We start from the raw sequence: 25,458 nt of genomic DNA on the forward strand, positions 1-25,458 counted from the left end.
GATCGATCCGACGCATGGACATCCACCACGGAGGCGAGAGCACCGGCGACCTGGCCGGTGCCCTCGCCTCCGTGCGTGGTGGCGAGGCGACCGCTGAGCGCGAGTCCTCGTCGGTCCCGCCGGCGCTCGCGATCCTGCGGGACGGCACGCCGCTGCTCGAGGTGCCCGTCGGCACGGTGCACGCCGTGCTCGGCCCGGTCTCCACGCTCCGGCACCTGATCGCGCGGTTGTCCGGGACGTCCACCGCACCGCGCGGCGCGGCCAGGGCGTCCGGCTCCGAGACGGTGCTCGTCGACGGCAGGCCGGCGCGGCTGTCGTCCCGGGCCGCGTCGAGCGCCTCCGGGGTGGCCGTCGTCACGGCCGGGCAGGCCATCAGCTGGTCGCAGACCATCGGTGAGAACGTCCTGCTCGGGTCCGAGCGTGCGGCGGGCCTGCGGGAGACGGTCATGCGGCTCCTCCGAGGACCCTCCGGCGACCGGTCGTCCGTGGGGCAGAGCGATGCCGCGCGGATCCACCGTGCCCTGAGTATCGTCGGGCTCGACCGGTCACCCGCGGACTCCGCCGGTGCCCTGTCGGTCGTGGAGCGTCGGCTCGTGGAGCTGGCCCGGGCGGTCGCCGCTGAGGCGTCGCTCATCGTGATCGACGACAGCGGCCCCGCCCTTCGAGCGGACGAGGTCGAGCGCTGGCGGCAGGCGATGGTCGAGGTGGCCCGAGCTCCTCGAACCGCTGCCCCTGCACCCGGCATCCTGCTCGCGACCGGGGCCGTCACCGGGCTCGCGCGGGTCGCATCGACGGCGACCGTGCTCGCCGTCGGGGGTGTCCCGTCGCCCTCGATCGACCTGTCGGCCGTGGACGGTGAACGCGAGGTGCTCGAAGCCTTGGCCGCCGGGCTGGGCGGCGTCGACGCGTTCCATCCGGTTGCCGGCGGATCATCGACGTCGGACGGTGCCGCGGTGGTCGCGTCATCGGTGACGGCTGCCGGCCTCACCGTCGAACACTGGACCGCGAGCCACCCGGCGGACCCTGAACGGATCGTCGTCGACGACCTATCCTTCGCCTGTGCGCCGGGGGAGGTGCTCGGGCTGTTCGGTCCGCCGGACTCCGGTGCGGGGGAGGTGCTGCTGAGCGTCTTCGGTCGGTCGTACGGCGCACGGACCCGTGGTTCGGTAGCGCTCGACGGTGCGGTGGTCGACGTCTCGACGACGGACCTGGCGCGCGCCGCGGGGGTGCTGTACACGACGGAGCACCCGATCCGCTTCGACCTCTCCTTCCTCGGCGGGGTGCCGTCGAGCGTCTCCCCGGACGCCCTCACGAGGATGGTCAGGCTCGGTGTGGCCGACCCGCGCCGCGACTACCGGGCGACCACCGTGCCGAGCGGCCTGGTCGCCGCACTCCCCGGCGTGCACCGCGGGCCGGACGCCGACCAGTTCACCGAGTCGCTCCGGATCATCGCGGACACGGGGGCGCGCGCCGTGCTGCTCGCCGAACCGTTCGGTCGGGCGGGCGCCCCCGGCTCCGAGGACGGACGTCGGCGGGCTGAGCGGTGCGCACTGATCCGTTCGCTCGCGGCGTCCGGCCGGGCGGTCGTCGTCTCGAGCGAGGACCCGGCGGCGCTCGCGGCCGTCTGCGACCGGGTCGTCGCCGTCCGCGCGGGCCGGATCGTGGGGACCGTCGGCGCTGCTGACGCGCCGGATTCCGAGCCGCTCGACGCACGCGCCGTCATCGAGGCGATGGGCGGTCTCGCATGAGTCGCGATCGCATCGTCCTGTCCATGGCCACGGCAATATACAACGTTGTACACTGGAGCGCGGCCCAGCCCTGATCCACCCGGCCGAGCAGCCGCCCCCACCCGCTTGCACCACAGCATCGCGAATCAACCGAGCACCAGATCGACGAAGGAGTCCCACCGGTGAACACCGAGCAGAACCCGGCCGCCAGCGCCCCCGAGCAGGCGACAGCCACGCACGCCGAGACCTATACGATCGGCGTCGACTTCGGCACGCTGTCCGGCCGAGCCGTCGTCGTGCGAGTGTCCGACGGTGCCGAACTCGGGTCGGCGGTGCTCGACTACCCGCACGCCGTCATGGACCGTGAGCTCGCCTCGACCGGCGCCGCGCTGCCGCCCGACTGGGCGCTGCAGGTGCCGGCCGACTACGTCGCCGTCATGCAGTCCGCTGTGCCGCGCGCCGTCGAGGCCGCCGGGATCGACCCCGCCGCCGTCATCGGCATCGGCACCGACTTCACCGCCTGCACGATGGTCCCCGTCATCGCCGACGGGACACCGCTCAACGAGCTGCCCGAGTACGCCGACCGCCCGCACGCCTACGTGAAGCTGTGGAAGCACCACTCCGCGCAGCCGCAGGCAGACCGCATCAACGAGCTCGCCGCCGAGCGGGGCGAGTCCTGGCTGCCGCGCTACGGCGGCCTCATCTCGAGCGAGTGGGAGTTCGCCAAGGGCCTCCAGCTCCTCGAGGAGGACCCCGAACTGTACGAGCGCATGGACCACTGGGTCGAGGCGGCAGACTGGATCATCTGGCAGCTGACCGGCACCTACGTCCGCAACGCCTGCACCGCCGGCTACAAGGGCATCTACCAGGACGGCGCCTACCCGAGCCACGAGTTCCTCGCCGCGCTCAACCCCGCCTTCGAGCGCTTCGCCGACGACAAGGTCGCACACGAGATCGGAGAACTGGGCGCCGCCGCCGGCACCCTGTCGGCCGAAGCCGCTGGGTGGACCGGTCTCCGCGAGGGCATCGCGGTCGCGGTCGGGAACGTCGACGCGCACGTCGCAGCACCCGCGGCGCAGGCCGTCTCGCCCGGCCAGATGGTCGCGATCATGGGCACCTCCACCTGCCACGTCATGAACGGTGACGTCCTCCGCGAGGTCCCCGGCATGTGCGGCGTCGTCGACGGCGGCATCATCGCCGGCCTCTACGGCTACGAGGCCGGGCAGTCGGGCGTCGGCGACATCTTCGCCTGGTACGTCGCGAACCAGGTCCCCGCCCGGTACACCGAAGAGGCTGCGGCGCGTGGTGTCAGCATCCACGAGTACCTCACCTCGCTCATCCAGGACCAGCCCGTCGGCGCGCACGGGCTCGTCGCCCTCGACTGGCACTCGGGCAACCGCTCGGTCCTCGTCGACCACGAGCTCTCCGGCACCGTCCTCGGCCTGACGCTCACGACCCGCACCGAGGAGGTCTACCGCGCATTGTTCGAGGCGACCGCGTTCGGCACCCGGAAGATCGTCGAGACGTTCAACGCCTCGGGGGTGCCCGTCACCGAGTTCATCGTCGCCGGCGGTCTGCAGCGGAACCCCTTCCTCATGCAGACGTACTCCGACATCCTGCGCCTGCCGATCTCCATCACGGCGAGCGACCAGGGCCCCGCACTCGGCTCGGCCATCCACGCCGCCGTCGCCGCCGGGGCCTACCCGGACGTCCCGGCCGCCAGTGCCGCCATGGGCAAGGTGAACCGCGCCGTCTACACGCCGAACGAGGCCGCGGCCGACGCGTACGACCTGCTCTACGCGGAGTACGCGACGCTCCACGACTACTTCGGTCGTGGCGCCAACGACGTCATGAAGCGCCTGAAGCGCATCCGCCGAGCCGCCCTCGGTGGCGGCGTCGACAGCCTGCCGACCGACACCGAGACCACCGCCCTCGAAGGAGCAACCGCGTGAACACCTACTCACCCGAGATCGAGGTCGCGATCGCGCGCGTCCGGTCCGACGTCGCCAGGCTGCACGGCGAGCTCGTCCGGTACGGGCTCGTCATCTGGACCGGCGGCAACGTCTCCGGACGGGTGCCGGGAGCCGACCTCTTCGTCATCAAGCCCTCCGGCGTCGACTACGACGACCTCGCACCCGAGAACATGATCCTCTGCGACCTCCACGGCAACGTCATCCCGGGCACGCCCGGTGCTGAGCGGTCGCCGTCGAGCGACACCGCGGCACACGCATACGTCTACCGGCATATGCCCGAGGTCGGCGGCGTCGTGCACACCCACTCCACCTACGCGGTGGCCTGGGCGGCACGCGCCGAGCCCATCCCGTGCGTCATCACGGCGATGGCCGACGAGTTCGGCGGGGAGGTCCCGATCGGTCCGTTCTCGATCATCGGCGACGACTCGATCGGACGCGGCATCGTCGAGACGCTGACCGGTCACCGGTCGCGCGCCGTACTCATGCAGAACCACGGTCCGTTCACGATCGGGAAGGACGCCCGCGACGCCGTGAAGGCCGCGGTCATGGTCGAGGACGTCGCCCGCACCGTGCACATCTCGCGTCAGCTCGGCGAGCCGAAGCCCATTCCGACCGAGGCGATCGACGCCCTGTTCGACCGCTACCAGAACGTCTACGGCCAGGCGCCGCAGGGCGCGCTCTAGCCAGAACGACCTCCGGTCCGATCCCGGTCCCTGACACCCTCCCGGTCCCTGAGCTTGTCGAAGGGCCACCCCACCACGGTCCCGCCCTTCGACAGGCTCAGGGACCGAAACGACCTCAAGAAAGAACCCACCAATGCCGAAGCCCACCACCACGCTCGACCACTACACCGTCTGGTTCCTCACCGGCAGCCAGAACCTGTACGGCGAGGAGACCCTCCGTCAGGTCGCCGAGCAGTCCCAGGCCATCGCCGCCGAGCTCGGCGCTGCCGCCGACGTCCCCGTGCGGATCGAGTGGAAGCCCGTCCTCAAGGACTCCGAGTCGATCCGTCGGGCCATGCTCGACGCGAACGCCGACGACAGCGTCATCGGTCTCGTCACCTGGATGCACACCTTCAGCCCGGCCAAGATGTGGATCGCCGGCCTCGACGCGCTGCAGAAGCCGCTGCTCCACCTCCACACGCAGGCGAACGTCGAGCTGCCGTGGTCGGAGATCGACTTCGACTTCATGAACCTCAACCAGGCCGCGCACGGCGACCGCGAGTTCGGGTACATCCAGACGCGTCTGGGCGTCGCCCGCAAGACGGTCGTCGGCCACGTCTCCGACCCGCGCGTCCAGCGTGAGGTCGGCACCTGGCAGCGCGCCGCCGCGGGTTGGGCGGCCACGCACGAACTCAAGCTCGCACGCTTCGGCGACAACATGCGTTACGTCGCCGTCACCGAAGGTGACAAGACCGAGGCCGAGCTGCGCTTCGGTGTGCAGGTCAACACGTGGAGCGTCAACGAGCTGGCCGAGGCCGTGCACGCGTCGACGGACGCTGACATCGACGCCCTCGTCGCCGAGTACGAGGAGCTGTACGACGTCGTCCCCGAGCTGCGGAAGGGTGGCGAGCGGCACGCGTCGCTCCGCTACGGCGCCGCGATCGAGCTGGGCCTGCGCTCCTTCCTCGAGGCCGGCGACTTCGCCGCGTTCACGACGAGCTTCGAGGACCTCGGCGAGCTGCGTCAGCTGCCGGGCCTCGCCGTCCAGCGCCTCATGGCCGACGGCTACGGCTTCGGTGCGGAGGGCGACTGGAAGACCGCCGTCCTCGTGCGCGCCGCGTCCGTCATGGGTGCCGGCCTCCCCGGTGGCGCCTCGCTCATGGAGGACTACACGTACCACATGGAGCCCGGCAACGAGCTCATCCTCGGTGCGCACATGCTCGAGGTCAGCCCGACGCTCTCCTCGGCTCGTGCCACCCTCGAGGTGCACCCGCTCGGCATCGGCGGCAAGGAGGACCCGGTGCGCCTCGTCTTCACGGCCGACTCCGGCCCCGCCGTCGTCGTCGCGATGAGCGACATGCGCGACCGCTTCCGGCTGACGGCGAACGTCGTCGAGGTCGTCCAGCCCATCGAGGCCCTGCCGAAGCTGCCCGTCGGGCGCGCCGTATGGAAGCCGGCTCCGGACTTCGCGACCTCGGCCGCTGCCTGGCTGACCGCCGGTGCCGCGCACCACACCGTCATGTCGACCGCCGTCGGGGTCGAGGTGTTCGCCGACTTCGCGGAGATCGCCAAGACCGAGCTCCTCGTGATCGACGAGTCGACCACCACGCGCGACTTCCAGCGCGAGGTGCGCTGGAACAACGCGTACTACCGCCTCGCCCAGGGGTTCTAGCCCCGGGACGATCCGACCGAGACGGCCTCCTGCCAACCAGCGGGAGGCCGTCTTGCGTCGTGGTGTCGTCGATCGTGCTGTGCGACGTCGGCGCTTGCTAGCCTGGGGCGACGCGCCGGGGGTGGCGCGCTGAACGACGGGGGTCGACCGATGACGGACGTGTTCACGCAGACGGAGCAGCAGGAGCCGGGCGATGAGGGGACGGCCGAGCCGACGAGGCTCGGGTGGAAGCTCGCGATCGGTGGGACCGTCCTCGTCGCCGGTGTCGGAGCGGTCCTCGCGATCGTCGCAGCGACCGGCGGGTTCACCGCCGCCGACCCAGCAGCCGCCGAGCGGGCGATGGAACGGTGCATCGCGGAGCGGGCGAGCACCATCATCGACGCCGGCGACCGCACCCCGGCCGAGGCCGCCGCCGAAGGATGTGCGCTCGATGCCGAGTCGGACACCTTCCTCGACGAGTACGGCGACTGACCCGGGTCGGTTCGGGCGCGTTCGGGCGCGCTACCGGAGCCCGATGATCGTGCCGACGACGAACAGCCCGAGCGCGCTCCACATGAGGATGTCGTCGATGCTCATCCGGACGCTGAGGCGCCGACCACGGGTGCTGACGCGCCCGGCCGCCGCGGTCGAGGCCGACTCGTCCGCCTTGGCGCTTCGCCGGTCACCTCGGGTCTCCCGCCACCGGGCCCAGCGTTCGACGCGGTCGTCCACGGCGTCGACAGCGGCGGCGATGTCCTGCCAATCGTCGACCTTCGTCGTGACGAGGTCGTCGCTGGTCACGAGCAGGAGCCAGTCGTCGACGATCTCCACGTCGAAGCCGCGCACGTGGTCGAGCAGTCGCGCCATCACGTCGGGCGTGAACAGGTAGAGGGCATCGGCCTCGTAGCCGACCGGGCAGTAGAGGTGGAAGTGTCGGTCGAAGCCGCCCTCGAGGCTGAGCCGCTGCGTATCGGCCGGGGCGCCGGCGCCAGTCATCCCTCGGCGGCGGCCGTCCTGGGCGCGGAGCAGGATGTGGGGGAGGGCGACGGGCATCCGGAGCGCGCAGTAGCCGCCGAAGGGGGCCGCGAGGTTCTTGCGGTTGCCCATGACCTCGTAGTTGGCGATCTCGATGCCACGCGGCTCCCGGCTCCGGAGGACTCGATGGAGGTTCACCGACCCGCGGCTCCGCCAGGGCATGTCGCGCTGGAGGGCGATGGGACCGACGCGGTAGTCGAACCCGTTGGCCTCGGCGAAGGTGGCGAGGCGGAGGTGTGTGCGTCGCATGGTCCTACGCGACCAGACCCTGATCGTCATGCGGACGAGGATCACGGCGAGGAGGATCATGACCACCACGAGCGTGCCCATGCCGAAGGCGATCCCTCCCGCGTTCCTGGCGCCTTGAGCGTAGGCGAACAGGCCGACCAGGCCGAAGAAGAAGATGCCGAACAGTCCACCGATCGCGCCGAGGGTGGTGGTGAGCCGTCGGATTCGCCCGATGCGATCGCGGGCGCCGGGGTCCTCCCCGACGAAGGCTCGCCACTGCTCTCGAACCTCGTGACGGGGAAGCGGCCGGGTGAGCGCACTCGTGTCGAGTGGTTCGGGAAGCGCCTGCACGCCCTCCAGCCTAGTTCCGCGTCGAGGCGCGGCCCGCTCAGTCGGGGGCGTCCGTCGGTGCCTCGTATCCGACCGGCAGCTCGGGGACGGTGCTCGAGCCAGTGTGGAGCGCGGTGACCGCGAGGAGCATCGGTACCGGTGCTTCCGCAGGGCGACCCGCGTCGTCGGTGACGTCGGGGACGAGCGCGATCGTCAGCCGGTCGGTCGTGACCGGTTCGAACACGTGCACCCTCGAGACGCCGACGGAACCGGCTTCGACGAGCGTGCGGCCGTCCGGTGTGCGGACCTCGTGGCGGTCGATGAGCTGTCCGGCGGTGAGGTTTTCGTGCAGCCGGAGGTGATCGAAGGTGACCGGCTCCGCGAACGTGACGGTGGCCGTCGACCCGTCGGTGGTCAGCGTTCCCGGGATCGGCTGTGCGAAGCGTCGGTCGCGCTCCGCGGCCCAGGCGGTCACGCGTTCCACATCGGCGTCGGGGAGGAGCCCACGGGTGTCGGGTGGGAGGTTGAGGAGCAGGTTCGCGCCGAGTCCGACGGACCGGTAGAAGATCGCGAGCAGATGCTCCACCGACTTCGGCTCGTCGTCCGGGTGCCAGAACCAGCCGCGACGGATCGAGACGTCGCACTCGGGCGGCAGGTAGAGGGCCTCCTCGAAGCGGCTGGTGACGACGGTGTAGTTGCTGAAGTCGGTGTGGTCGACGACGTACCGCACCGGGTCTTCGGCGAGACCGTTCTCGTTACCCACCCAGCGGATCGTCGGGGCGCCCATGTTGAACACCATGGCCTGCGGCTGAAGCCGTTCGATGATCGCGGAGATGCCGGGCCAGTCGTAGGTGTACCCCTCGGACCCGGCGCCGTCGAACCACAGCTCGACGAGCTCGCCGTAGTTCGTGCACAGTTCGGTGAGCTGCCGGGCGTACACCTCGGCGTAGCGCGCCTCGTCGGCGTACTCGGGGGCGTGGCGATCCCAGGGCGAGAGGTACAGCCCCAGTCCGAGGCCCGCCTCGCGACAGGCTGCAGCGAGCTCGGCCACGACGTCGCCGTGGCTGTCCTGCCACGGTGAGGATGCGACGCTGTAGTCGGTCGTCGAGGTCGGCCAGAGACAGAACCCGTCGTGATGCTTCGCGGTGAGGATGACGTATCCGGCGCCGATCGAGGCCGCGACGCGCACCCACTGCCGCACATCGAGGTCGCTCGGATCGAAGCTCGCGGCGGGCAGGGTGCCGTCGCTCCATTCCTTGCCGGCGAAGGTGTTGACGCCGAAGTGGAAGAACACGCCGAACCCGTTCTGTTGCCAGCGCAACTGGCCCTCGGTGGGGACGGGACGGTGCTGGTGGTGGTGCGGCTGTCGACTCACTTGACTCCTCCTGCTGCGACGCCTCGGTGGAACCATCGTTGCAGCACGATGAACACCACGAGGACCGGGACGACGGCGATGATGGATCCGGCCATCACGACCCTGGGGTCGAACCCGAACGACGACGCCGAGAGTCGTGCGAGTCCGAGCGACACGGTGAACGACGACTCGCTCCGCAGGACGAGGAGCGGCCAGAGGAAGTCGTCCCACGCGGTGATGAACGAGTTGACGACGACGACGAGCATCGCGCCGATGGACGACGGCAGGAACAGGGCGGTGAACCGCTGCCACTCCGACGCTCCGTCGAGGAACGCGGCGTCCTCGATCTCGTCGGGCACCGCCGTGAACGCGGCCCGCATGATGAGGACGTTCATCGCGGAGACGGCACCGGGGAGCCACGCGCCGACGAGGGTGTCGAGCAGGCCGAGCTCCTGGGTCATGAGGAAGAGCGACACCATGATCGACTCGAAGGGCACGACCATCGACACGATCAGCACGGTGAAGGTGACCCGCCGCCCGCGCCAGCCGCGTCGGGAGAGCATGTACCCGGCGGCGGTCGGCAGCACCACCTGGGAGGCGATGGTGAGCGCGCAGACGATCGCGCTGTTCGTCAGGTAGGCGTCCATCGGGATCTGCCGGAAGATCGTGACGTAGGCGTCGAGCGTCGGCGACTGGGGGAACAGGGTGGCGTCGCGCCCGAAGAGTGCTTCGCCGGAGCCCTTGAGCGACGACAGGAACTGCCACAGCAACGGGCCGACGGAGATGAGGAGCACGAGGAGCAGGAGCGCGTACCGCACCGGTGTCGTCCTCGACCAGCGCCGACGCCGACGCCGCAGGAGCGGCCGCGCGGGCGGCTGCTCGATGTGCGCGCTCATGCGTCCCGCTCCCCGCCGAAGCGCTGAGCCAGCACGGCGAACACGGCGGTGAGCGCGAAGAGCGCCACGCTCGCGGCTGCACCGTAGCCCGCGTTGCCGGTGATCGGGTCGAGCGCTGCGTCGCGGATGAAGAACGGGAGTGTCCGTGCCTCGCCTCCCGGACCACCGGTGGCGCCGCCGAGCAGGTAGACCTCGCTGAACACGCGGAGCGACCCGATGCCGGCGAGGAGCCCGACGAGGAGCATCGTGAGGCGGGTGCCCGGCACCGTGATGGTGAGGAACCGTCGCGTCGGGCCGGCGCCGTCGAGCTCGGCCGCCTCGTACAGCTCACGGGGGATGTTCGAGAGCGCCGCCAGGTAGAAGATCAGGTACCACCCGAGCCCACGCCACACCGTGAGGGCGATGGCGCTGAGCAGGATGAGTGACCCCTCGGAGAGGAACGGCACCGCCTGCTGGATGAGACCGACCCGCTGGAGCACCGTGTTCACGGGCCCCTGTTCACCGAGGAGGTTCTGCCAGACCAGTCCGACCGCGACGACGGACGCCACGATCGGAGCCGCGTAGGCGGAGCGGAAGAACCCCATCCCGGGGAGCCGGGTGTGGACGAGCTGCGCGAGCAGTAGCGGGAGGACGACCAGCAACGGGACGGCGATGATCGCGTACAGGACGCTGTTGCCGGTCGCGGACCAGAACGCGGGGTCCTGCAGGATCGAGCGGTAGTTGTCGAGGCCGACGAACGCTCCACCCATGCCGAGCGGGGACGTGTCGGTGAACGACAGCGCGATGGTCCCGACGAAGGGCCCGACGCTCCAGATCGTGATCATGAGCAGCGCGGGTGCGCACCACAGCAACGGCACCCAGGGCGGTCGATAACGCGCCGCTCCGTTGAGGTGGATCGCGGTCGTCATCGAGCGTCTGCTCCGATGACCCGGTTGGCCGCGTCCTGCGCGGCCTGGAGTGCCTCACGCGGCGCCTTCTTCCCGGTGAGCGCCAGCTGGAGCTCGGCGTTGACCGCGTTCGCCACTGCGTCGCTCCACTGCACGATGGTGACGATCTCTGCTTCGTCGGCGAGGTCGACGGCGAGACGGTTCGCCTCGTCGATGGGGGCGGTACCGGTGATGTCCGTGAGCTTCGGGATGCCGAGCGACTCGGTGGTGCTCGGGAAGTTCTGGATGCGTGGGTCGCTGATGAAGCGGTTCTGCTGCTCGGCGTCGAGGAGGAATCGCGCGAAGGCGATGGCGGTGGCCGGGTTGGTGCTCGTGCTCGGGACACCGATGGTCTGCACTTCGGCGATCGCCGTGCCGCGGCGGTCGAGGAGGGACGAGACGCCCACGTGCTCGTAGACGCCCGGGTTGCCCTCCTGCACGTACCGGAGCGACGAGGCGTTCGGTGAGCCCCAGACGGTTGCACCCTGGGTGAACAGGGCGGTGGGCTCGTCGTCGGACGCGATCGAGTCCTTCGGGATGCCGCCGGCCAGCGCGAGTCGCGTCATGCGCTCGGTCCACTCCTGCACGGCCGGATCGTCGGCGAAGACGAACGCCGAACCGTCGTCGGCGATGACCTCGGCCTCCTGCAGCTGCCACTCGAGCGGGAGTCGCAGACCGAGACTCGCGGAGAAGGCACTGAACTCGCCGTTCGACCGTTCGGCGACCTGATCGGCCGCGTCGAAGAGTTCCTCGAAGGTGGTCGGCGGCTGCTCCGAGTCGAGTCCGGCTCGCTGCATGAGCTCGGTGTTGTACGTCTGGAGGCCGATGAGGCCCCAGTACCAGGGGAGCACGTAGTGGTGGTCGTCGCCCGGGAGGACCAGGCTGTCCCACAGGCTCGGGATGAAGTCGTCGCCGATGCCCGGTGACGCGGCGTCGAGGTCGGCGAGGAAGCCCTGTTCGCGGAGCCCGCCGGCGGTGGCGAGCGGCATGTTCACGACGTCTGCCAGCGAGCACGCCTGCGCGTCCGCGACGAGCCGGGTGGCGAAGCTGCCGTCGCCAGGGTCGTCCTCCCAGGTGACGGTCGTGCCGGGGTAGGTGGCCTCGAACTCCTCGATGAGTTCGGTGAAGTACTCGGAGAACGAGGCCTTCAGCGCGGTGGTCTGGAAGGTGATCTCACCGGACGGCGTCGCGTCGACCGGCGTGCCAGCGGCGAACTCGTCTGCGATCGCGCAGCGACCGACGCGCTCGCCCCCGGCGTCGCCCGTGCACGCGGAGAGCACGGCCAGCGTGGCGGCTGCAGCGGCGATCGACAGGGTTCGTTGGTGCTTCATGGGGGCTCTCCTCGTCCGCGGACGGGTTCGTCAGCCGTCCTTGCATATCGAGGATAGGCATGAGGTATGTGATATGCAAGCCCTGTGTACAAAAGCCTCATGAGGGCTGCTTGTGGAGTGCGCTCAGCCGTCCAATCGACGGAACCCCACGGTCATGGCCGGATATCGGTGGCCCATGGCCGGGAATCCCTCGGCAGGGTTCGCGGCACCCGTCAGAATGAGGGCATGACCGAACAACGCGCCGTCCTCGATGCCACCGTCAGCTTCCTGAACGGCGGCGGTCTCGCCGTCGAGGACTTCCGTCTCGACCTGCCGCCCGCCATCGCGCAGGCGAAGGGGAAGGCGCAGCAGCAGGAGGTCGGTCGGCTGCTCGTCACGCACCTCGGTCTCGCGATGGTCGGCGAGATCCGCATCACCAAGCTCGAGATCGTGCGCGAGCAGCACAAGGGCTCCCGCGGGATCCTGGCGGCGGCAGCGGCAGCCGGGCTCGAGATCCCGGACACCGCAGCGCAGGCGGACGCCGTGCGCCCCCGTCCGGAGGGCGCGCTCGTCGAACTCAGCCACCCGATCCGTGCCGGCCTCCGCACCTACCCGGGATTGCCGGAACCCGTGATCCGTCCGTTCCTCACCCGTGAGGACTCTCGCCCGAAGTACGCCGAGGGCACCGAGTTCGCGATGGACATCATCGAGATGGTCGGCAACACCGGCACCTACCTCGACAGCCCGTACCACCGCTACGCCGGCGGCGGCGACCTCGCGAGCCTGACGCTCGAGCAGCTCGTCGACCTCCCGGCCGAGGTGTTCCACCTCCAGGACTCGGCGGAACGCGGTATCGGCGCGAACGTCTTCCTCGAGCGCGACCTGCGCGGGACCGCCGTCCTCCTGCACACCGGGTGGGACCGCCACTTCGCGACCGAGGCCTACACGAAGGACGCTCCCTACCTCGCCGAGGACGGGGTGCGGTACCTCGTCGAGCAGGGCGTGGTGCTGGTCGGCATCGACTCCATCAACATCGACGACACCGAGCCGGGATCCGGTGGCGCGCGTCCGGCCCACTCGCTGCTCCTCGAAGCCGGGATCCAGGTGGTCGAGCACCTCACCGGCCTCGAGCAGCTCCCCGCGAGCGGCGCCGCCTTCACCGCGACGCCGCCACTCGTCGAGGACTTCGCGACCTTCCCCGTCCGTGCCTTCGCGCGACTGCCCTAGGCGCGGTCCGAAGGCCGTCCTCGCGGTGCCGTGGGCGCGCTGAGGACGGTCCCGATCACTCCTCGATCTCGGCCCGGAGCAGTGCCGCATCGGTGTGCTGCTCCAAGCGCTCGTGCGCGTCCGCGAGCTCGGCCGTGACCGTCGTCCAGTCGGACGAGCCGGCAGGGAGGCGTCCGCGAGCCGAACGGAACAGGTCGACGGAACCGGCGTGGTCGTCGACGGCGACCCGGGACCTCGCCGCGAACACCTCGGCCACCGCCGCGCCGTTCTCGTCGCCGGCGGCCACGAACCCCGCGGCGGCGAGCCGAGCGGTCGCCGTCGCGTCGTCGGCGCGTCCGAGTGCACCGAGCGAGCGGGCCTCCGAATCGGTGATGTCGGCCACGAGCCACGCCGCCTCGTGCGCCGAGGCGATGTCGCGAGCCTCCGAGTAGAGCGGCAGCCCGGTGTCGTCGCCGAAGGCCGCCCGTGCGCTCGCCGCACGCTGGAGTGCCTGGACGAGGAGCTGCGGGTCGCCCAGACGGCGAGCGGCGGCGAGTGCCTGGTCGATGACCTCGATCGCGTCGTCGTCCTCGAACTGGACGAGGAGCGTGCTCAACCCGAAGCCGGTGCGGATGACCACCTGGTCGTTCCCGACGGATGCGGCGTCGTCGATCGCGGCGCGCCACACGCCGTACGCCATGCCGTGTTCGCCGATCATGCGCGCGGCCTCGCCCATGTTGGCGAGCAGGTCCGCGAGCTCGCCCGGCGCGGCGTGCTCGCGCTTCGCCTGGTAGACCTCGTCGTAGTGCTCGAGCGCCGTGGCGGCATCGCCCGCGAACTGGAGGTACCGCGCGAGTTGGAGCGTGAGCGAGTCGAGGTCGGCGTACTCCGCCCGCTTCGCGTGGGTGATCGCGAGCTGCATGCGGGCCGCGGCCTCGCGATCACGGTCGGCGTCGCTCAGGAGGGCTGCCGAGAGGGAGCACGCCTGGATGATGCCGAGTCGGTTGCCGAGGACGGTCTGGAGCGCGACGAGTTCGTCGGCGAGCGCGACCCCCTCGGCGAAGGCCCCGGCCCCGCCGAGCATGCGGGTGCGGAGCGTCAGTGCGGGGAGGCGGACCGACGCCCGCTGCCCGGGCTCGAGGAGTGGGTCGAGGAGCTCTGCCGCCTCCTCGATCCGGCCGGTCACGGCGAAGAGGTGCGCGTGCAGGAGACGGGCCGGCGGGCCTGCCTCGCCCGGGTCGTCGATCGCGGCGGCGAGCACGGCCTCACCGGCGAGCCGGTCGGCGATCCCCATGAACCGTTCCGCGGACTCCTGCTCGGTCTGCGCTCCCGCGAGCTCGAACGCATGGCGTGCGGTGACGACGAGCGTGTGGATGAGCCGGTCCGCGTCGACGGGGACGAGACGGGCGTCGTCGAGCTCGGCGAGCAGGAGGGTGAGCCGGTCCTCGGTCGCCGTGCCGAGGAGGGCCACGCCGAAGCGGGCCTCGACGTCGGCGACCGCGATGCGTCCTGCTGCACGGAGCGCCGTGTCGCGGTCGGCCCAGGCCGCCCCCGCACGGTCGTCGTCACCCTCGATGACCGCTGCCTGCGCGATCGCGCCGAGGAGCCCGGCGCGGAGGTTCTCGTCGGGATCCGCGTCGTCCGCGAGGAGCGCGAGGCCCTGCTCGGCGGCGACGATCGCACCGCGTGGGTCGGCGCTCTGCAGGAGTGCGGAGGTCCGTTCACGCCACTCGGCGGCCGTGGTCGCCGGTTCCGGCTCGGCGACCGGGGCTGCGAACCCCTCGACCGACAGTGGGAGGTCCCAGTGCTCCGTCGCGAGTGCCCGCGCGGCCTCGAGTCGCTCAGTGCGGAAGCCGTTGCCGTTGCGTTCGTCGAAGGCACGGGTCAGGTGCTCGGCGGCTGCCCAGGCGCGCGCCGCGACCGCGGTGACGGTCCAGTCGGCGGCGTCGGTCGACTCGGTGCCGAGGTACCGGGCGAGGTCCGGGGCGTCGGCACCGCGGACGGGCAGATCGCCGTGACCGGCTCGGGCGACGGCATCCAGCAGGACGCCGACCGCGATGAGCCCGTCGGCGTGCCCGGACAGGTTGATGGGGTCGTTGACGAGGGTCGGCAGGTGGCGCTCGAGCATCGCCAGGCCGCGCGCCTCGTTGCCCGTGACGGCGCAGAACACGAGGTGGTCGGCGATGATACTGAATCCGTCGGCGTTGGAACGGGCGACCCGGTAGCTGCGCTGGTGCGCCGCCTTGGCATCGTCGAACCGGCCGGTGCGGAGGTAGGGGAGGAGCGCCTGTGCCTCGCTCGTCTCCGGCTCCTCGCCACAGCTCATGCGGTTCTCGAACATCTCGTCGTAGATCCGGATCGCGTCGTCGTCGTGCCCGCGGAGCTGGTGGAACCAGGCGTCCTCATTGCGCACGCACGCTTCGCAGTGGCTGTAGCGGTCGTCCTCGATGGTCGAGCGGTGTTCCAGGAACGCGGCGGCCTCGTCGAGGCGACCGGTCACCGTCGCGATGTGGAACTGCGACTGCACCACGCCGCTCATCGTGGCGCCCGCTGCCGCATACCGCGCGCGCATGTCCTCGTGCATGGCCTCGATCTGCGCGAGCGAGAAGGTCGGGTTCGTCGACAACCGGCCGGCCATCCACTTGTACTGGAACAGCAGGTCGCAGCCGTCGACCGTGATCGGGAAGCGCTCCGGGTCTGCGTCGTGCTTGCCGACGCACCAGCCGAAGGAGCTGAACATGGTGTCGGTGTCGCCCGTCATGTGCGCCGACTGGGTCAACCGCATGCGCGTCGCGTACGCGGCCTCCTCGTCGCCGGCGGCCTCAGCTCGCCGGAGTGCCTCGTCGAGCAGGGCGCGCTCGGCGGGACCACACGGCAGGGTGTCGGCCTCCTCGAGGAGGTCCTGGACGCTCGCGTCGGGGTCGATGTCGTTCACAGGGGTGGCGGTGGTGTCGGTCATCGGAGTTCCTTGTCGTCGAGACCGACACTGAGGCCGATCAGGTCGGTCATGGCTGCGTCGAGCATGCGGCGGTCGCGTGCTTCGAGGGGGCGGTGCCCGGCGAGGAGCGCCTGGACGTAGAGCAGTTGGATGCTGCGCTCGAACACGAGGTCGTCATCGAGGGTCGCCAAGCGGCGGACGAGCGCCGCGTTCCAGTTGAGGCAGAGCCGGGCTGCGGTGTCGGCCTCAATGCCTCCCGGGCCGGCGTCGGCGAGGAAGGAGTCGACGGCCCCGACGACCTGCGACCAGATACCCGGCGCGACCGAGGCGGCCCGGTGCCGCTCGAGCCGTCGGAGCACGGACGGGTCGGCGACGTACAGCGCGGCGAGGTCGTCCGGCCGGTACCGGCGCACCGAGACCCGGCACTCGACCTCGGCGAGCACGCGGCTGGCGCGGTCCTCGAGTGCCGTCGTCGCGGCGAGGTCGTCCAGGTGCGGCGGCTCGAGGTTGTCGAGCTCGTCGGCGACCGTCACCCGTTCGACCCGAACGCCGTCGATCAACTGGGGCAGTCGCTCCAGGATCTCCTGGTCGTACACGTACCCGCCGTTGACGATCGGTGAGGCCGGATCGACGACCGCGGCGATCTGACGGAACTCGTCGCGGGATGCCGTGTACCGGATGATGCCGGTCTGCGACAGATGTTCGTCGATGGTCATCGTGCCGGCGGAGGTCTCGATCGGGAGCCACCGGACGACGGCGCTCGCGAGGTCGTCGTCGTGAGCGGCGATCGCCTTGATGCCGAGCTGGTGGACGCCGATGAACTCCTGGAGTCGGTGCGGCCGCTGGCGGGCGAGGTCGAGGATCCACCGTCGCAGGGTTGCTCCGATGGCCTCGCGGGTGAACTCCAATGCGTCGTCCTGCACGAGCTGCTCGCGCGACGCCGTCGGACGGAGCCCCGTCGTGTCGACGATGCAGCGGACGAAGAACGCCCACTCGGGCAGCAGGTCGTCGATCTGTTCGCTCAGCAGCATGCCGCCGAGGTAGACCCGGCTCGCCTGCCGGGCGCCCGGCGGAGGCGGCGAGGGGAGGACGAAGGCGGTGCCGCGGGTGCCGGTGCCGGGGACCACGATCTCGACGGCGTCGAACGGGCGCGTCCCGAGGAGGTCCTCCCCGAACGCCAGGAGTGCCTCGCGAGTGGTCGCCTCAGCCGTCCGGAACACCGGGTCGACGTTGATGCGCACCGGGTGGTCGGGTGCGGAGGGATCGACCACCTCGACGTCCAGGTCGAGGAACCGTCCGAAGGTCGTGGCGAGGCCGAGCACCGTGCCGTGTCCGAGCAGACTGCCGTCGTGCAGCGGACCGTCGATGCGCGGGTCGAGGACGACCTCCGAGCCGATCGGCATGGCGGCGGTCGTGGCGTCGTCGAGTTCGCGGATCGTGAACGTGCCGTCGGCGTCGCCGATCCACTCGATGGCCGGACCGCCACGAGCCGATCGGCTGCGGACGGTGATGGTGTCGGCGACCATGAAGCAGCTCAGCAGCCCGATGCCGAACCGGCCGAGGTAGTCGCCGCGCTGGAGCTCGTCGAGGTCGCCGCGCTTGGAGCTGCGGCCGACCGTCGCCAGCAGCTCGGCGGCTTCGTCGCGGGTGAGCCCGACACCGTCGTCGCGGAATCGGAACGGCGAGCCCGCCTCCGAGCCGGACGGTGGCACGTGCGGGGTGATGAGGAGTCTGCCGGGAGGCGCCGTCGGGTCGTCGGCGCGACGGGCTGCGACGGCGTCGCGTCCGTTCTGCAGGAGCTCACGGAGGTAGACGCGCGGTCCCGAGTAGATGTGGCGGCTGAGCAGGTCGACGACTCCGCGGAGATCGACCTGGAACGGCAGCGGGGCTCGGGAGTGGTCTGGCATGGCTCTCTTCCGTCGGCGGCTACGGGGCCTGCATCGGGGGTACATGCAGGGTGGATCGGGCTCCAGGCAGGCGGACCGCGACCGGTTCGTCTGCAGCCGGATCAGCCTAGCGAACGTCGTGAAACGGATGCTGGGCGGTCGCCTGGGAGTCGTCGAGACGACCGCGCTCCCCAGGGCCTGTGGAGCGAGGTCGACGCCGATCGGTCGTCCGGGGGTGTCGCGAAAACGCGTCCCCGGCTGCTAGCCTTGACGCCGCTTCTCGAATCGATTCGACATCGATTCGGACCACCCCTCCCATCCCCCCCCCGCACCTCGCTAGGAATCCGTTCACCAGTGCACACCGCAGGAATCACCGTCGTCCACCCCGGGGACTCGCTCTCGGGCAGGCAGCGCCTCGTCTACATCCTCGTGCTCGGCGCGCTCACCGCGCTCGGGCCGTTCACCATCGACCTCTACCTGCCGGCGTTCCCGATCCTCGAACAGGACCTCGACGTCCCGGTCAGCCTCATCCAGCTCACCCTCACCGGGACCACGATCGGCTTCGCAGTGGGCCAGCTCTTCATGGGGCCCTGGAGTGACAAGGTCGGCAGGCGTCTCCCGCTCATCCTCGCGACGAGCATCCACATCCTGGCCTCGGTCGGCGCCGCGTTCGCGCCCGACATCGGGTGGCTCATGGTGTTCCGCGTGCTGCAGGGTGCTGGCGCGGCGGCCGGTGGTGTCGTCGCGATGGCGATGGTCCGCGACCTCTTCGGCGGGAAACCGCTCGTGCGGATGCTGTCGCGACTCGCGCTCGTGAACGGGCTCGCGCCGATCGCCGCCCCCGTCATCGGGTCGCAGCTCCTCCTCGTCCTCGACTGGCGCGGCCTCTTCGTGTTCCTCGCCGCCTACGGGCTGTTCGTCGTCATCGCGGTGTCGCTCTGGATCGTCGAGACCCTGCCGCCTGCGCGGCGTCGCGACGCCGGACACAGCACCGTCCGCGACCGCTACCGCTCGGTGTTCAGCGACCGCGTGTTCGTCGGTGTCGCCCTCATCGGTGGCATGAGCTTCTCCGGCCTGTTCGCCTACCTCTCGAGCTCGTCGTTCCTCTTCCAGGAGGTCTACGACTTCGACGCACAGGAGTACGGCCTCCTGTTCGCGGTGAACTCGCTCGGCATCGTCGCCGGCGTGCAGATCTCGTCGCGCCTCATGCGCTGGTACGGGCCGCAGTGGATCCTCGCCTGCACGACGATCGTGCAGCTCATCTCCGCGGTCACGATCGTCGCGCTGACGATGGCCGACGTCGGGCTGTTCGGTGTGCTGGTGCCGCTGTTCTTCTTCATCCTGTCGTGCGGCTTCGGCTTCCCGGCGGTGCAGGTGCTCGCACTCGCGAACCACGGGCACGAGGCCGGGACGGCGGCGTCGCTCCTCGGGGCGCTCAACTTCGGGCTCGCGGGACTCATCTCGCCGATCGTCGGCGTGCTCGGGATCGGTACCGCGATCCCCATGGGTGCGGTGATGGCCGCGACCTCGGTCGTGTCGGTGTGCGCGCTCTGGTTCATCGTGCAACCGAAGAAGGTCCCGGCCCTCGCCGGCTGACCTGGTGGGCTCGCGCCAGCGCGGTGCGCTGACGTGAGCGCGGGCCTGTGGCGTGAGCGCGGGTCTCCGGAGCGGCGCGCTCAGGGCTGCGACCCGCGGTCACGCCGGTTCGGGCTCACTCGGGTGGCCGCACCGCGCTGACGCCGGTTCGGGGCGGTTCGGGCCAGCGCACCGCGCTGACACCGGCTCGGGCCGGGCCGGGCGAGCGGGTCCCGGTCAGGCGGAGGGGTCCAAGCCGTCGACGTACGTCCAGGCGCCGGTGTCCTTCGAGAACCGACTCCGTTCGTGCTGGCTCCCCGCCGAGCCCCGCACGCCGGGAACCTTGTGGTGCGCGACGAACTCGACCATCCCCTCGGTGTCGAGCAGGCCCCCGCGGGAGGTCTCGACGATGTCGAGCCGGTACCAGCGGAGCGAGCCGTCCAGCTCGAGCGACGCCGGCCTGGTCGACGGATGCCAGGTGCGCAGCAGGTACGCCGCGTCACCGACCGCGAAGGCCGAGAACCGCGACCGCATGAGCGCCTCCGCGGTCGCAGCCGCCGAATCACCTCGGTGCAGGCGCCCGCAGCAGGCACCGTACGTCTCACCGGACAGGCAGGGGCACCGCGCGTCGTCGGCGAGGAGAGCGGTTCGGGCGTCAGGGGTCACCGCTCCAGTATCGCCCGCCGGGCCCGCCGGTCCTGCTGGTCGGACGTTGGCCGTACTGCCCGCCGGCGCGAGTCCGGCGGTGCATCGACGCGGCGATCAGGGCGTCATCCTCCTGGCGCAAGCCCACGCGTGAGACATGCCCGACACGGCATGATGGGACGATGACGGCACCCGACGACCACGACGACCCAGCAGCTGCACCGGCTCCCGAGGTGCACGAGGCGGTCTCGCCCGCGCTCGACGAGTCCGGTGCACTCGCGATGGATCCGGACCCGGCGTCGATCCGGCCCGATCCGAAGCTCGCCGCGAAGGTCTCCCGGCGGTGGCCGTTGATCAGCGGCGCGATCGCCGTGGTCCTCGTCCTCCTGCTCGGCGTGCTGCTCTTCCAGCGCGGTCCGAACGCCCCGTTCGGGTTCGACGAGGAGTGGATGCAGGAGGTCCTCGAGGAACGCTCGCCGTGGCTCGTCCAGGCTGCGCTCGTGATGAACTGGCTCGGCGGCGGGGTCGTCGCGATCTTCGTCGTACCGCTGCTCGGGATCGCCGTCCTCCTGCTGTTGCGTCGGCCGTGGGCCGCACTGTACTTCGCGATCGTCTCCGCCCTGAGTGCAGGAGCGGTGCAGATCATCAAGAACATCGTCGGTCGATCGCGGCCCGAGGACATCCTCGTCCACGCGGACTTCGGTTCGTTCCCGTCCGGGCACAGCGCGAACGCGGCGACCATCGCCGTCGCGTTCGGGATCATCTTCCCGCGGGTCTGGGTGTGGTTGATCGGTGTCGCCTACACGCTGCTGATGATGCTGTCGAGGACCTATCTCGGCGCCCACTGGGTGAGCGACACGATCGGTGGGCTGCTGCTCGGTGCCGGTGTCGCGCTCATCATCGCCGTGCCGTTGCTGCACCGCATGTCGACCGAACCGAAGAAACGGGTCCCGCTCACTGACGGCTGATCGAGCGGACGCCCGTCGCTCGATGCCGGTCGTCCAGCGCTCGTCGTTCGTGTTCGGTCCTGACGCCAGCGCGGTGCGCTGACCCCAGACCGCTCGGATGGGCGTGAGCGCGGGTCCACCGCGCGGGCGCGCCCCTCCGGAGGCCCGCGCTCACGCCAGAGACCCGCGCTCACGTCAGCGCACCGCGCTGGCGGCCACGACACCCCGTGCCGGCGGAGCGGTAGTCTGCTGACAGCCGGGAGCCGGCCGGGGGAGGAGACGCGTGTCGATCACGATGCACGACGTCGCCGCACGCGCGGGCGTCTCGATCAAGACCGTCTCGAACGTCGTCAACGACTACCCGCACGTGAGCGATGCGACCCGCTCCAAGGTCGAGCGCGCGATCGCCGAGCTCGGCTACCGCCCCAACCTCTCGGCCCGGAGTCTCCGCTCCGGCCGGTCCGGCGTGATCAGCCTCATCATCCCCGACCTCCGCAACGCCTACTTCGCGGAGCTCGCCGACGCGGTCATGCGTCAGGCTCGTGCGCGCGGGCTCTCGGTGCTCATCGAGCAGGTCGCCGGCGGTCGCGACGTCGAGCTCGAGATCCTCCGTGGGCCGCGCATGCAGCTCGTCGACGGCATCCTCTACAGCCCGCTCAGCCTCGACCGCGACGACAGCGCGCTCCTCCCGGACGGGCCCATGGTGATCCTCGGAGAGCAACTGTTCGACGGCGACCGCGACCACGTGACGATGGCCAACGTCGACGGAGCCCGCGCGGCGACCGAACACCTGCTCGCGCAGGGTAGACGCCGCATCGTCGCACTCGGCACCGACCCGCACGACACCCTGGGGCCGGCCGCCCTCCGTCTCCAGGGGTATCGCGAGGCGCTCGAAGCCGCGGGCATCCCGGCCGATCCCGCCTACGTCAGCACCGTCGTCAGCTGGCACCGCAGCGACGGGGCGAACGCGATGCGCGAGGTCATCGCCGCGGGCCTGCCGTTCGACGGCGTCGTCGCCTTCAACGATGCGATGGCCCTCGGTGCCATGCGCGTCCTCCAGGACGCCGGGCTCCGCATCCCCGACGACGTCGCGATCATCGGCTTCGACGACCTGGACGAGACGCGCTACGCCCTCCCCACCCTGTCGACGGTCGACATCGGCCGGGAGGAGATCGCCGAGCGCGCCGTCGAGCTCCTGATCGAGCGGATCGCCGCACCCGGGCAGCCGGAGGCACCGCGCGCGATCGTCAGCGGCTTCCGCGTCGTCCCGAGGGAGTCCACCGGCTCCGTGATCGCCCACACTCCCGGATCCAGGGCCGCTCCTTCAACGTTGTAGAGTGCGTACAGGGCGGCCGGGCATGCCGCCGCCGAGGAGGATCATGGCGACCACCCTGCACGACGTGGCGAAGCTCGCCGGGGTGTCCGCCAAGACCGTCTCGAACGTCGTCAACGACTACCCGCACATCAAGCAGACGACCAAGGAGCGGGTGCTCGCGGCGATCGCCGAGCTCGGCTACCGCCCGAACCTCTCCGCGCGTGGGCTCCGCTCCGGCCGGTCCGGCGTCATCAGCCTGATCATCCCCGACCTCCGGAACTCCTACTTCGCCGAGCTCGCCGACGCCGTCATGCACGCCGCCGACCAGCTCGGCCTGTCGGTGCTGATCGAGCTGAGCGGCGGCGACCGGGCACGCGAGGCCGAGCTGTTGCGCGGCGCACGACTCCGCGCGGTCGACGGTGTCCTCTACAGCGCGCTCCACCTCGGCGACGAGGACCTCGCCGTCGTGGAGGAGGTCACCATCCCGATGGTGCTCCTCGGTGAGCGCATGTTCAACGCCCCGAACGACCACGTGACGATGCGCAACACCGAGGGAGCGCGTGCTGCGACGGAGCATCTGATCGGGCTCGGTCGGACGCGGATCGTCGCCTTCGGAGCGCACCGCGCCGACATCGTCGGTTCGGCCAGTCTGCGTCTCGCCGGGTATCGAGCCGCGCTGGAGGCCGCCGGCATGGTGTTCGATCCGGCGCTCGTCCGCGAGGTCCCGATCTGGGGTCGCTTCGACGGAGCGGTCGCGATGCGCGCGATGCTCGACGAGGGTGTCGTGTTCGACGGCATCGTCGCGTTCAACGACGCCCTGGCGCTCGGGGCCATGCGCGTCCTGAGTGAACGAGGCGTCGCCATGCCCGACGAGGTCGCGATCATCGGCTTCGACGACATCGACGAGGGTCGCTACTCCCTGCCGTCGCTGTCGACGATCGCACCGGGGCGGGAGCAGATCGCGAGGACCGCCGTGTCGCTGCTCGTCGAGCGGATCGCCGGCGGCGTCGAAGACGTGCCACCCCGTCGGGTCTACGCCGACTTCGAACTGGTGCGACGTGAGTCGACCGCGTCCTCGCCCGTCGGCGCCGGATCTCCACCTCAAGACGAGTCTTGACAGCTGCCGATCGGCACACGAGACTGCTTCTACAACGTTTACCTTCAACGTTGTAGAAACCTGGACGACGACGTCCCCGGAGAGGACCCAATGACCACCGCACGCATCGCCATCGACCCGAACGTCACGGTCGCCCCCGTCAACCGCCGGATCTTCGGCTCGTTCGTGGAGCACCTGGGCCGCTGCGTCTACGACGGCATCTACGAGCCGGGCCACCCCACCGCCGACGCCGACGGTTTCCGCGGTGATGTGGTCGACCTCGTCACGGAGCTCGGCACGAGCACCATCCGCTACCCCGGTGGCAACTTCGTCTCCGGCTACCGCTGGGAGGACGGCGTCGGGCCGCGCGAGCACCGCCCCGTGCGCCGCGACCTGGCCTGGCACTCGCTCGAGACCAATCAGGTCGGCGTCGACGAGTTCGCCAAGTGGTGCAAGCTCACCGGCAGCGAGATGATGATGGCCGTCAACCTCGGCACACGCGGGGTGCTCGAAGCGCTCGACCTCCTCGAATACACGAACCACCCGAGCGGCACGGCGCTGTCCGACCAGCGGATCGCGAACGGCGCACCCGAGCCCTACGGCATCAGCATGTGGTGTCTCGGCAACGAGATGGACGGGCCGTGGCAGGTCGGCGCGATGTCGGCCGACGACTACGGCAAGCTGGCCGCCCGCACTGCGTCGGCGATGAAGATGGTCGACCCGAGGCTCGAACTCGTCGTCTGCGGTTCGTCGAGTTCCTCGATGCCGACCTTCGGCGACTGGGAGCGCACCGTCCTCGAGCACAGCTTCGACTCGGTGGACTACATCTCCTGCCACGCGTACTACCAGGAGCGCGACGGCGACCTCGGGTCGTTCCTCGCGTCGTCCCTCAACATGGAGTACTTCATCCGCACGGTCGTCGCGGCCGCCGACCACGTCCAGCACAAGCGTCACTCCGACAAGCAGATCCAGCTCTCGTTCGACGAGTGGAACGTCTGGTACCTCGACGAGTGGAACGCGATCGAGGGCACGATCGAGGAGTGGGCCTACGCGCCCCGCCTCATCGAGGACGTCTACTCGGTCGCCGATGCGGTCGTGTTCGGCAACCTGCTGATGACGCTCCTCAAGCACAGCGACCGCGTCGGTTCCGCGAGCCTCGCGCAGCTCGTGAACGTCATCGCCCCGATCATGACCGAGCCGGGCGGTGGCGCCTGGCGGCAGACGACGTTCTTCCCGTTCTCGGTCACCAGCCGGCTCGCGTCGGGTGTCGTGATCGCGCCGCGCATCGAGGTCGGCAGCTACACCACGAAGGTCCACGGTGACGCACCGCTCGTCGACTCGGTCGCGACGTACGACGCCGAGGCCGGGACCGCGGCCGTGTTCCTCGTGAACCGTCACCAGGACGAGGCGATCACGGTGACCGTCGACGTCTCGGCGCTCGGCGTCGGTTCGATCGTCGAGGCGAACGGCATCCACGACGAGGACGTCTACGCGAAGAACACGATCGACGACCGCGAGCGCGTCGGTCTCGTCGCGAACGAGAGCGCGTCGCTCGCCGACGGCACCCTCACGATCACGCTCCCGCCCGTGTCGTGGACGGCGGTCGCACTCGGCGCCTGAGTCGGGAAGCGGGCTGCGGGCTGCGAGGAGGGGTCTCGACGTTCGCAACTCAGGACGATCGCGGCGGGTCTGCCGCGCTCGCGGTGTTCGCCGAACGGCGCGCCGGACCCGTCCTGAGTTATGCACGTATCGGCGTCC

The 25,458-nt window shown here is 70.4% G+C and carries 19 protein-coding genes; 11 read left to right on the plus strand and 8 right to left on the minus strand.

From position 1 onward, the window contains the following. Nucleotides 1–14 precede the first annotated feature (14 nt). From IFU11_RS15260 to IFU11_RS15280, 5 genes are all read left to right on the plus strand, one after another. On the plus strand, nt 15–1,748 hold the full coding sequence (locus tag IFU11_RS15260) for a hypothetical protein (RefSeq protein ID WP_192019484.1): 1,734 nt from the start codon (nt 15–17) through the stop codon (nt 1,746–1,748). 233 nt (nt 1,749–1,981) lie between these two features. Next, complete coding sequence (gene araB / locus IFU11_RS15265) at nt 1,982–3,679, plus strand: ribulokinase (RefSeq protein ID WP_370581971.1); 1,698 nt, start codon at nt 1,982–1,984, stop codon at nt 3,677–3,679. Further along, nucleotides 3,676–4,383 (plus strand): L-ribulose-5-phosphate 4-epimerase, encoded by a 708-nt coding sequence (locus IFU11_RS15270; RefSeq protein ID WP_192019486.1) that lies wholly within the window; start codon nt 3,676–3,678, stop codon nt 4,381–4,383. Before araB ends, IFU11_RS15270 begins: the two co-directional genes overlap by 4 nt. Nucleotides 4,384–4,516: 133 nt before the next feature. Continuing rightward, on the plus strand, nt 4,517–6,034 hold the full coding sequence (gene araA / locus IFU11_RS15275) for an L-arabinose isomerase (RefSeq protein WP_137243847.1): 1,518 nt from the start codon (nt 4,517–4,519) through the stop codon (nt 6,032–6,034). A gap of 150 nt (nt 6,035–6,184) precedes the next feature. Further along, nucleotides 6,185–6,505, plus strand: a complete 321-nt coding sequence (locus IFU11_RS15280) for a hypothetical protein (RefSeq protein ID WP_191941723.1) — start codon at nt 6,185–6,187, stop codon at nt 6,503–6,505. A 30-nt stretch (nt 6,506–6,535) separates the two neighbouring features. Here IFU11_RS15280 and IFU11_RS15285 read toward each other — a convergent pair whose 3' ends face one another. The 5 genes from IFU11_RS15285 to IFU11_RS15305 are packed head-to-tail and all read right to left on the minus strand — an operon-like array spanning nt 6,536 to nt 12,113. Continuing rightward, nucleotides 6,536–7,627: a hypothetical protein gene (locus IFU11_RS15285; protein WP_192019487.1), complete on the minus strand. Its 1,092-nt coding sequence runs from the start codon at nt 7,625–7,627 to the stop codon at nt 6,536–6,538. 37 nt (nt 7,628–7,664) lie between these two features. Beyond that, nucleotides 7,665–8,981: an alpha-L-fucosidase gene (locus tag IFU11_RS15290; protein ID WP_371742796.1), complete on the minus strand. Its 1,317-nt coding sequence runs from the start codon at nt 8,979–8,981 to the stop codon at nt 7,665–7,667. Then, entirely contained in the window at nt 8,978–9,856 is an 879-nt protein-coding gene (locus tag IFU11_RS15295; RefSeq protein ID WP_192019489.1) for a carbohydrate ABC transporter permease, read from the minus strand. The genes IFU11_RS15290 and IFU11_RS15295 overlap by 4 nt, the downstream gene beginning before the upstream one ends. Next, complete coding sequence (locus tag IFU11_RS15300) at nt 9,853–10,764, minus strand: carbohydrate ABC transporter permease (RefSeq protein ID WP_124769977.1); 912 nt, start codon at nt 10,762–10,764, stop codon at nt 9,853–9,855. The genes IFU11_RS15295 and IFU11_RS15300 overlap by 4 nt, the downstream gene beginning before the upstream one ends. Then, nucleotides 10,761–12,113 carry an extracellular solute-binding protein gene (locus IFU11_RS15305; RefSeq protein WP_191941719.1) on the minus strand — a complete coding sequence of 451 codons (1,353 nt, stop codon included), beginning with the start codon at nt 12,111–12,113 and terminating at the stop codon, nt 10,761–10,763. Before IFU11_RS15305 ends, IFU11_RS15300 begins: the two co-directional genes overlap by 4 nt. 225 nt (nt 12,114–12,338) lie before the next feature. On the opposite strand from IFU11_RS15305, the gene IFU11_RS15310 reads away from it, so the two are divergent. Next, the gene (locus IFU11_RS15310) at nt 12,339–13,319 is read left to right on the plus strand and encodes a cyclase family protein (protein WP_192019490.1); all 981 of its coding nucleotides are present in this window, start codon (nt 12,339–12,341) and stop codon (nt 13,317–13,319) included. A 55-nt stretch (nt 13,320–13,374) separates the two neighbouring features. On the opposite strand, the gene IFU11_RS15315 is transcribed toward IFU11_RS15310, so the two are convergent. Continuing rightward, nucleotides 13,375–16,257: a hypothetical protein gene (locus IFU11_RS15315; protein ID WP_192019491.1), complete on the minus strand. Its 2,883-nt coding sequence runs from the start codon at nt 16,255–16,257 to the stop codon at nt 13,375–13,377. Further along, nucleotides 16,254–18,143, minus strand: a complete 1,890-nt coding sequence (locus IFU11_RS15320; protein WP_192019492.1) for an HSP90 family protein — start codon at nt 18,141–18,143, stop codon at nt 16,254–16,256. Before IFU11_RS15320 ends, IFU11_RS15315 begins: the two co-directional genes overlap by 4 nt. A 333-nt stretch (nt 18,144–18,476) precedes the next feature. On the opposite strand from IFU11_RS15320, the gene IFU11_RS15325 reads away from it, so the two are divergent. Then, the gene (locus IFU11_RS15325; RefSeq protein WP_205858686.1) at nt 18,477–19,718 is read left to right on the plus strand and encodes a multidrug effflux MFS transporter; all 1,242 of its coding nucleotides are present in this window, start codon (nt 18,477–18,479) and stop codon (nt 19,716–19,718) included. 216 nt (nt 19,719–19,934) lie between these two features. On the opposite strand, the gene IFU11_RS15330 is transcribed toward IFU11_RS15325, so the two are convergent. After that, nucleotides 19,935–20,363 (minus strand): YchJ family protein, encoded by a 429-nt coding sequence (locus IFU11_RS15330; RefSeq protein WP_192019493.1) that lies wholly within the window; start codon nt 20,361–20,363, stop codon nt 19,935–19,937. A 161-nt stretch (nt 20,364–20,524) separates the two neighbouring features. On the opposite strand from IFU11_RS15330, the gene IFU11_RS15335 reads away from it, so the two are divergent. The 4 genes from IFU11_RS15335 (at nt 20,525) to arfA (ending at nt 25,320) form a co-directional block, all read left to right on the plus strand. Further along, complete coding sequence (locus IFU11_RS15335; RefSeq protein WP_228501947.1) at nt 20,525–21,310, plus strand: phosphatase PAP2 family protein; 786 nt, start codon at nt 20,525–20,527, stop codon at nt 21,308–21,310. A gap of 262 nt (nt 21,311–21,572) precedes the next feature. Next, nucleotides 21,573–22,625, plus strand: coding sequence for a LacI family DNA-binding transcriptional regulator (locus tag IFU11_RS15340; RefSeq protein ID WP_159879813.1), 1,053 nt, complete (start codon nt 21,573–21,575; stop codon nt 22,623–22,625). 43 nt (nt 22,626–22,668) lie between these two features. Continuing rightward, nucleotides 22,669–23,721 carry a LacI family DNA-binding transcriptional regulator gene (locus IFU11_RS15345; RefSeq protein ID WP_192019494.1) on the plus strand — a complete coding sequence of 351 codons (1,053 nt, stop codon included), beginning with the start codon at nt 22,669–22,671 and terminating at the stop codon, nt 23,719–23,721. Between the two features lie 90 nt (nt 23,722–23,811). After that, a complete protein-coding gene (arfA, locus tag IFU11_RS15350) occupies nt 23,812–25,320 on the plus strand; it encodes an arabinosylfuranosidase ArfA (protein ID WP_192019495.1) in 1,509 nt (502 codons plus the stop codon). The last annotated feature ends 138 nt before the right edge of the window (nt 25,321–25,458 follow it).

Source organism: Plantibacter sp. CFBP 8804 (assembly GCF_014841225.1).
Taxonomy (GTDB): Bacteria; Actinomycetota; Actinomycetes; order Actinomycetales; family Microbacteriaceae; genus Plantibacter; species Plantibacter auratus.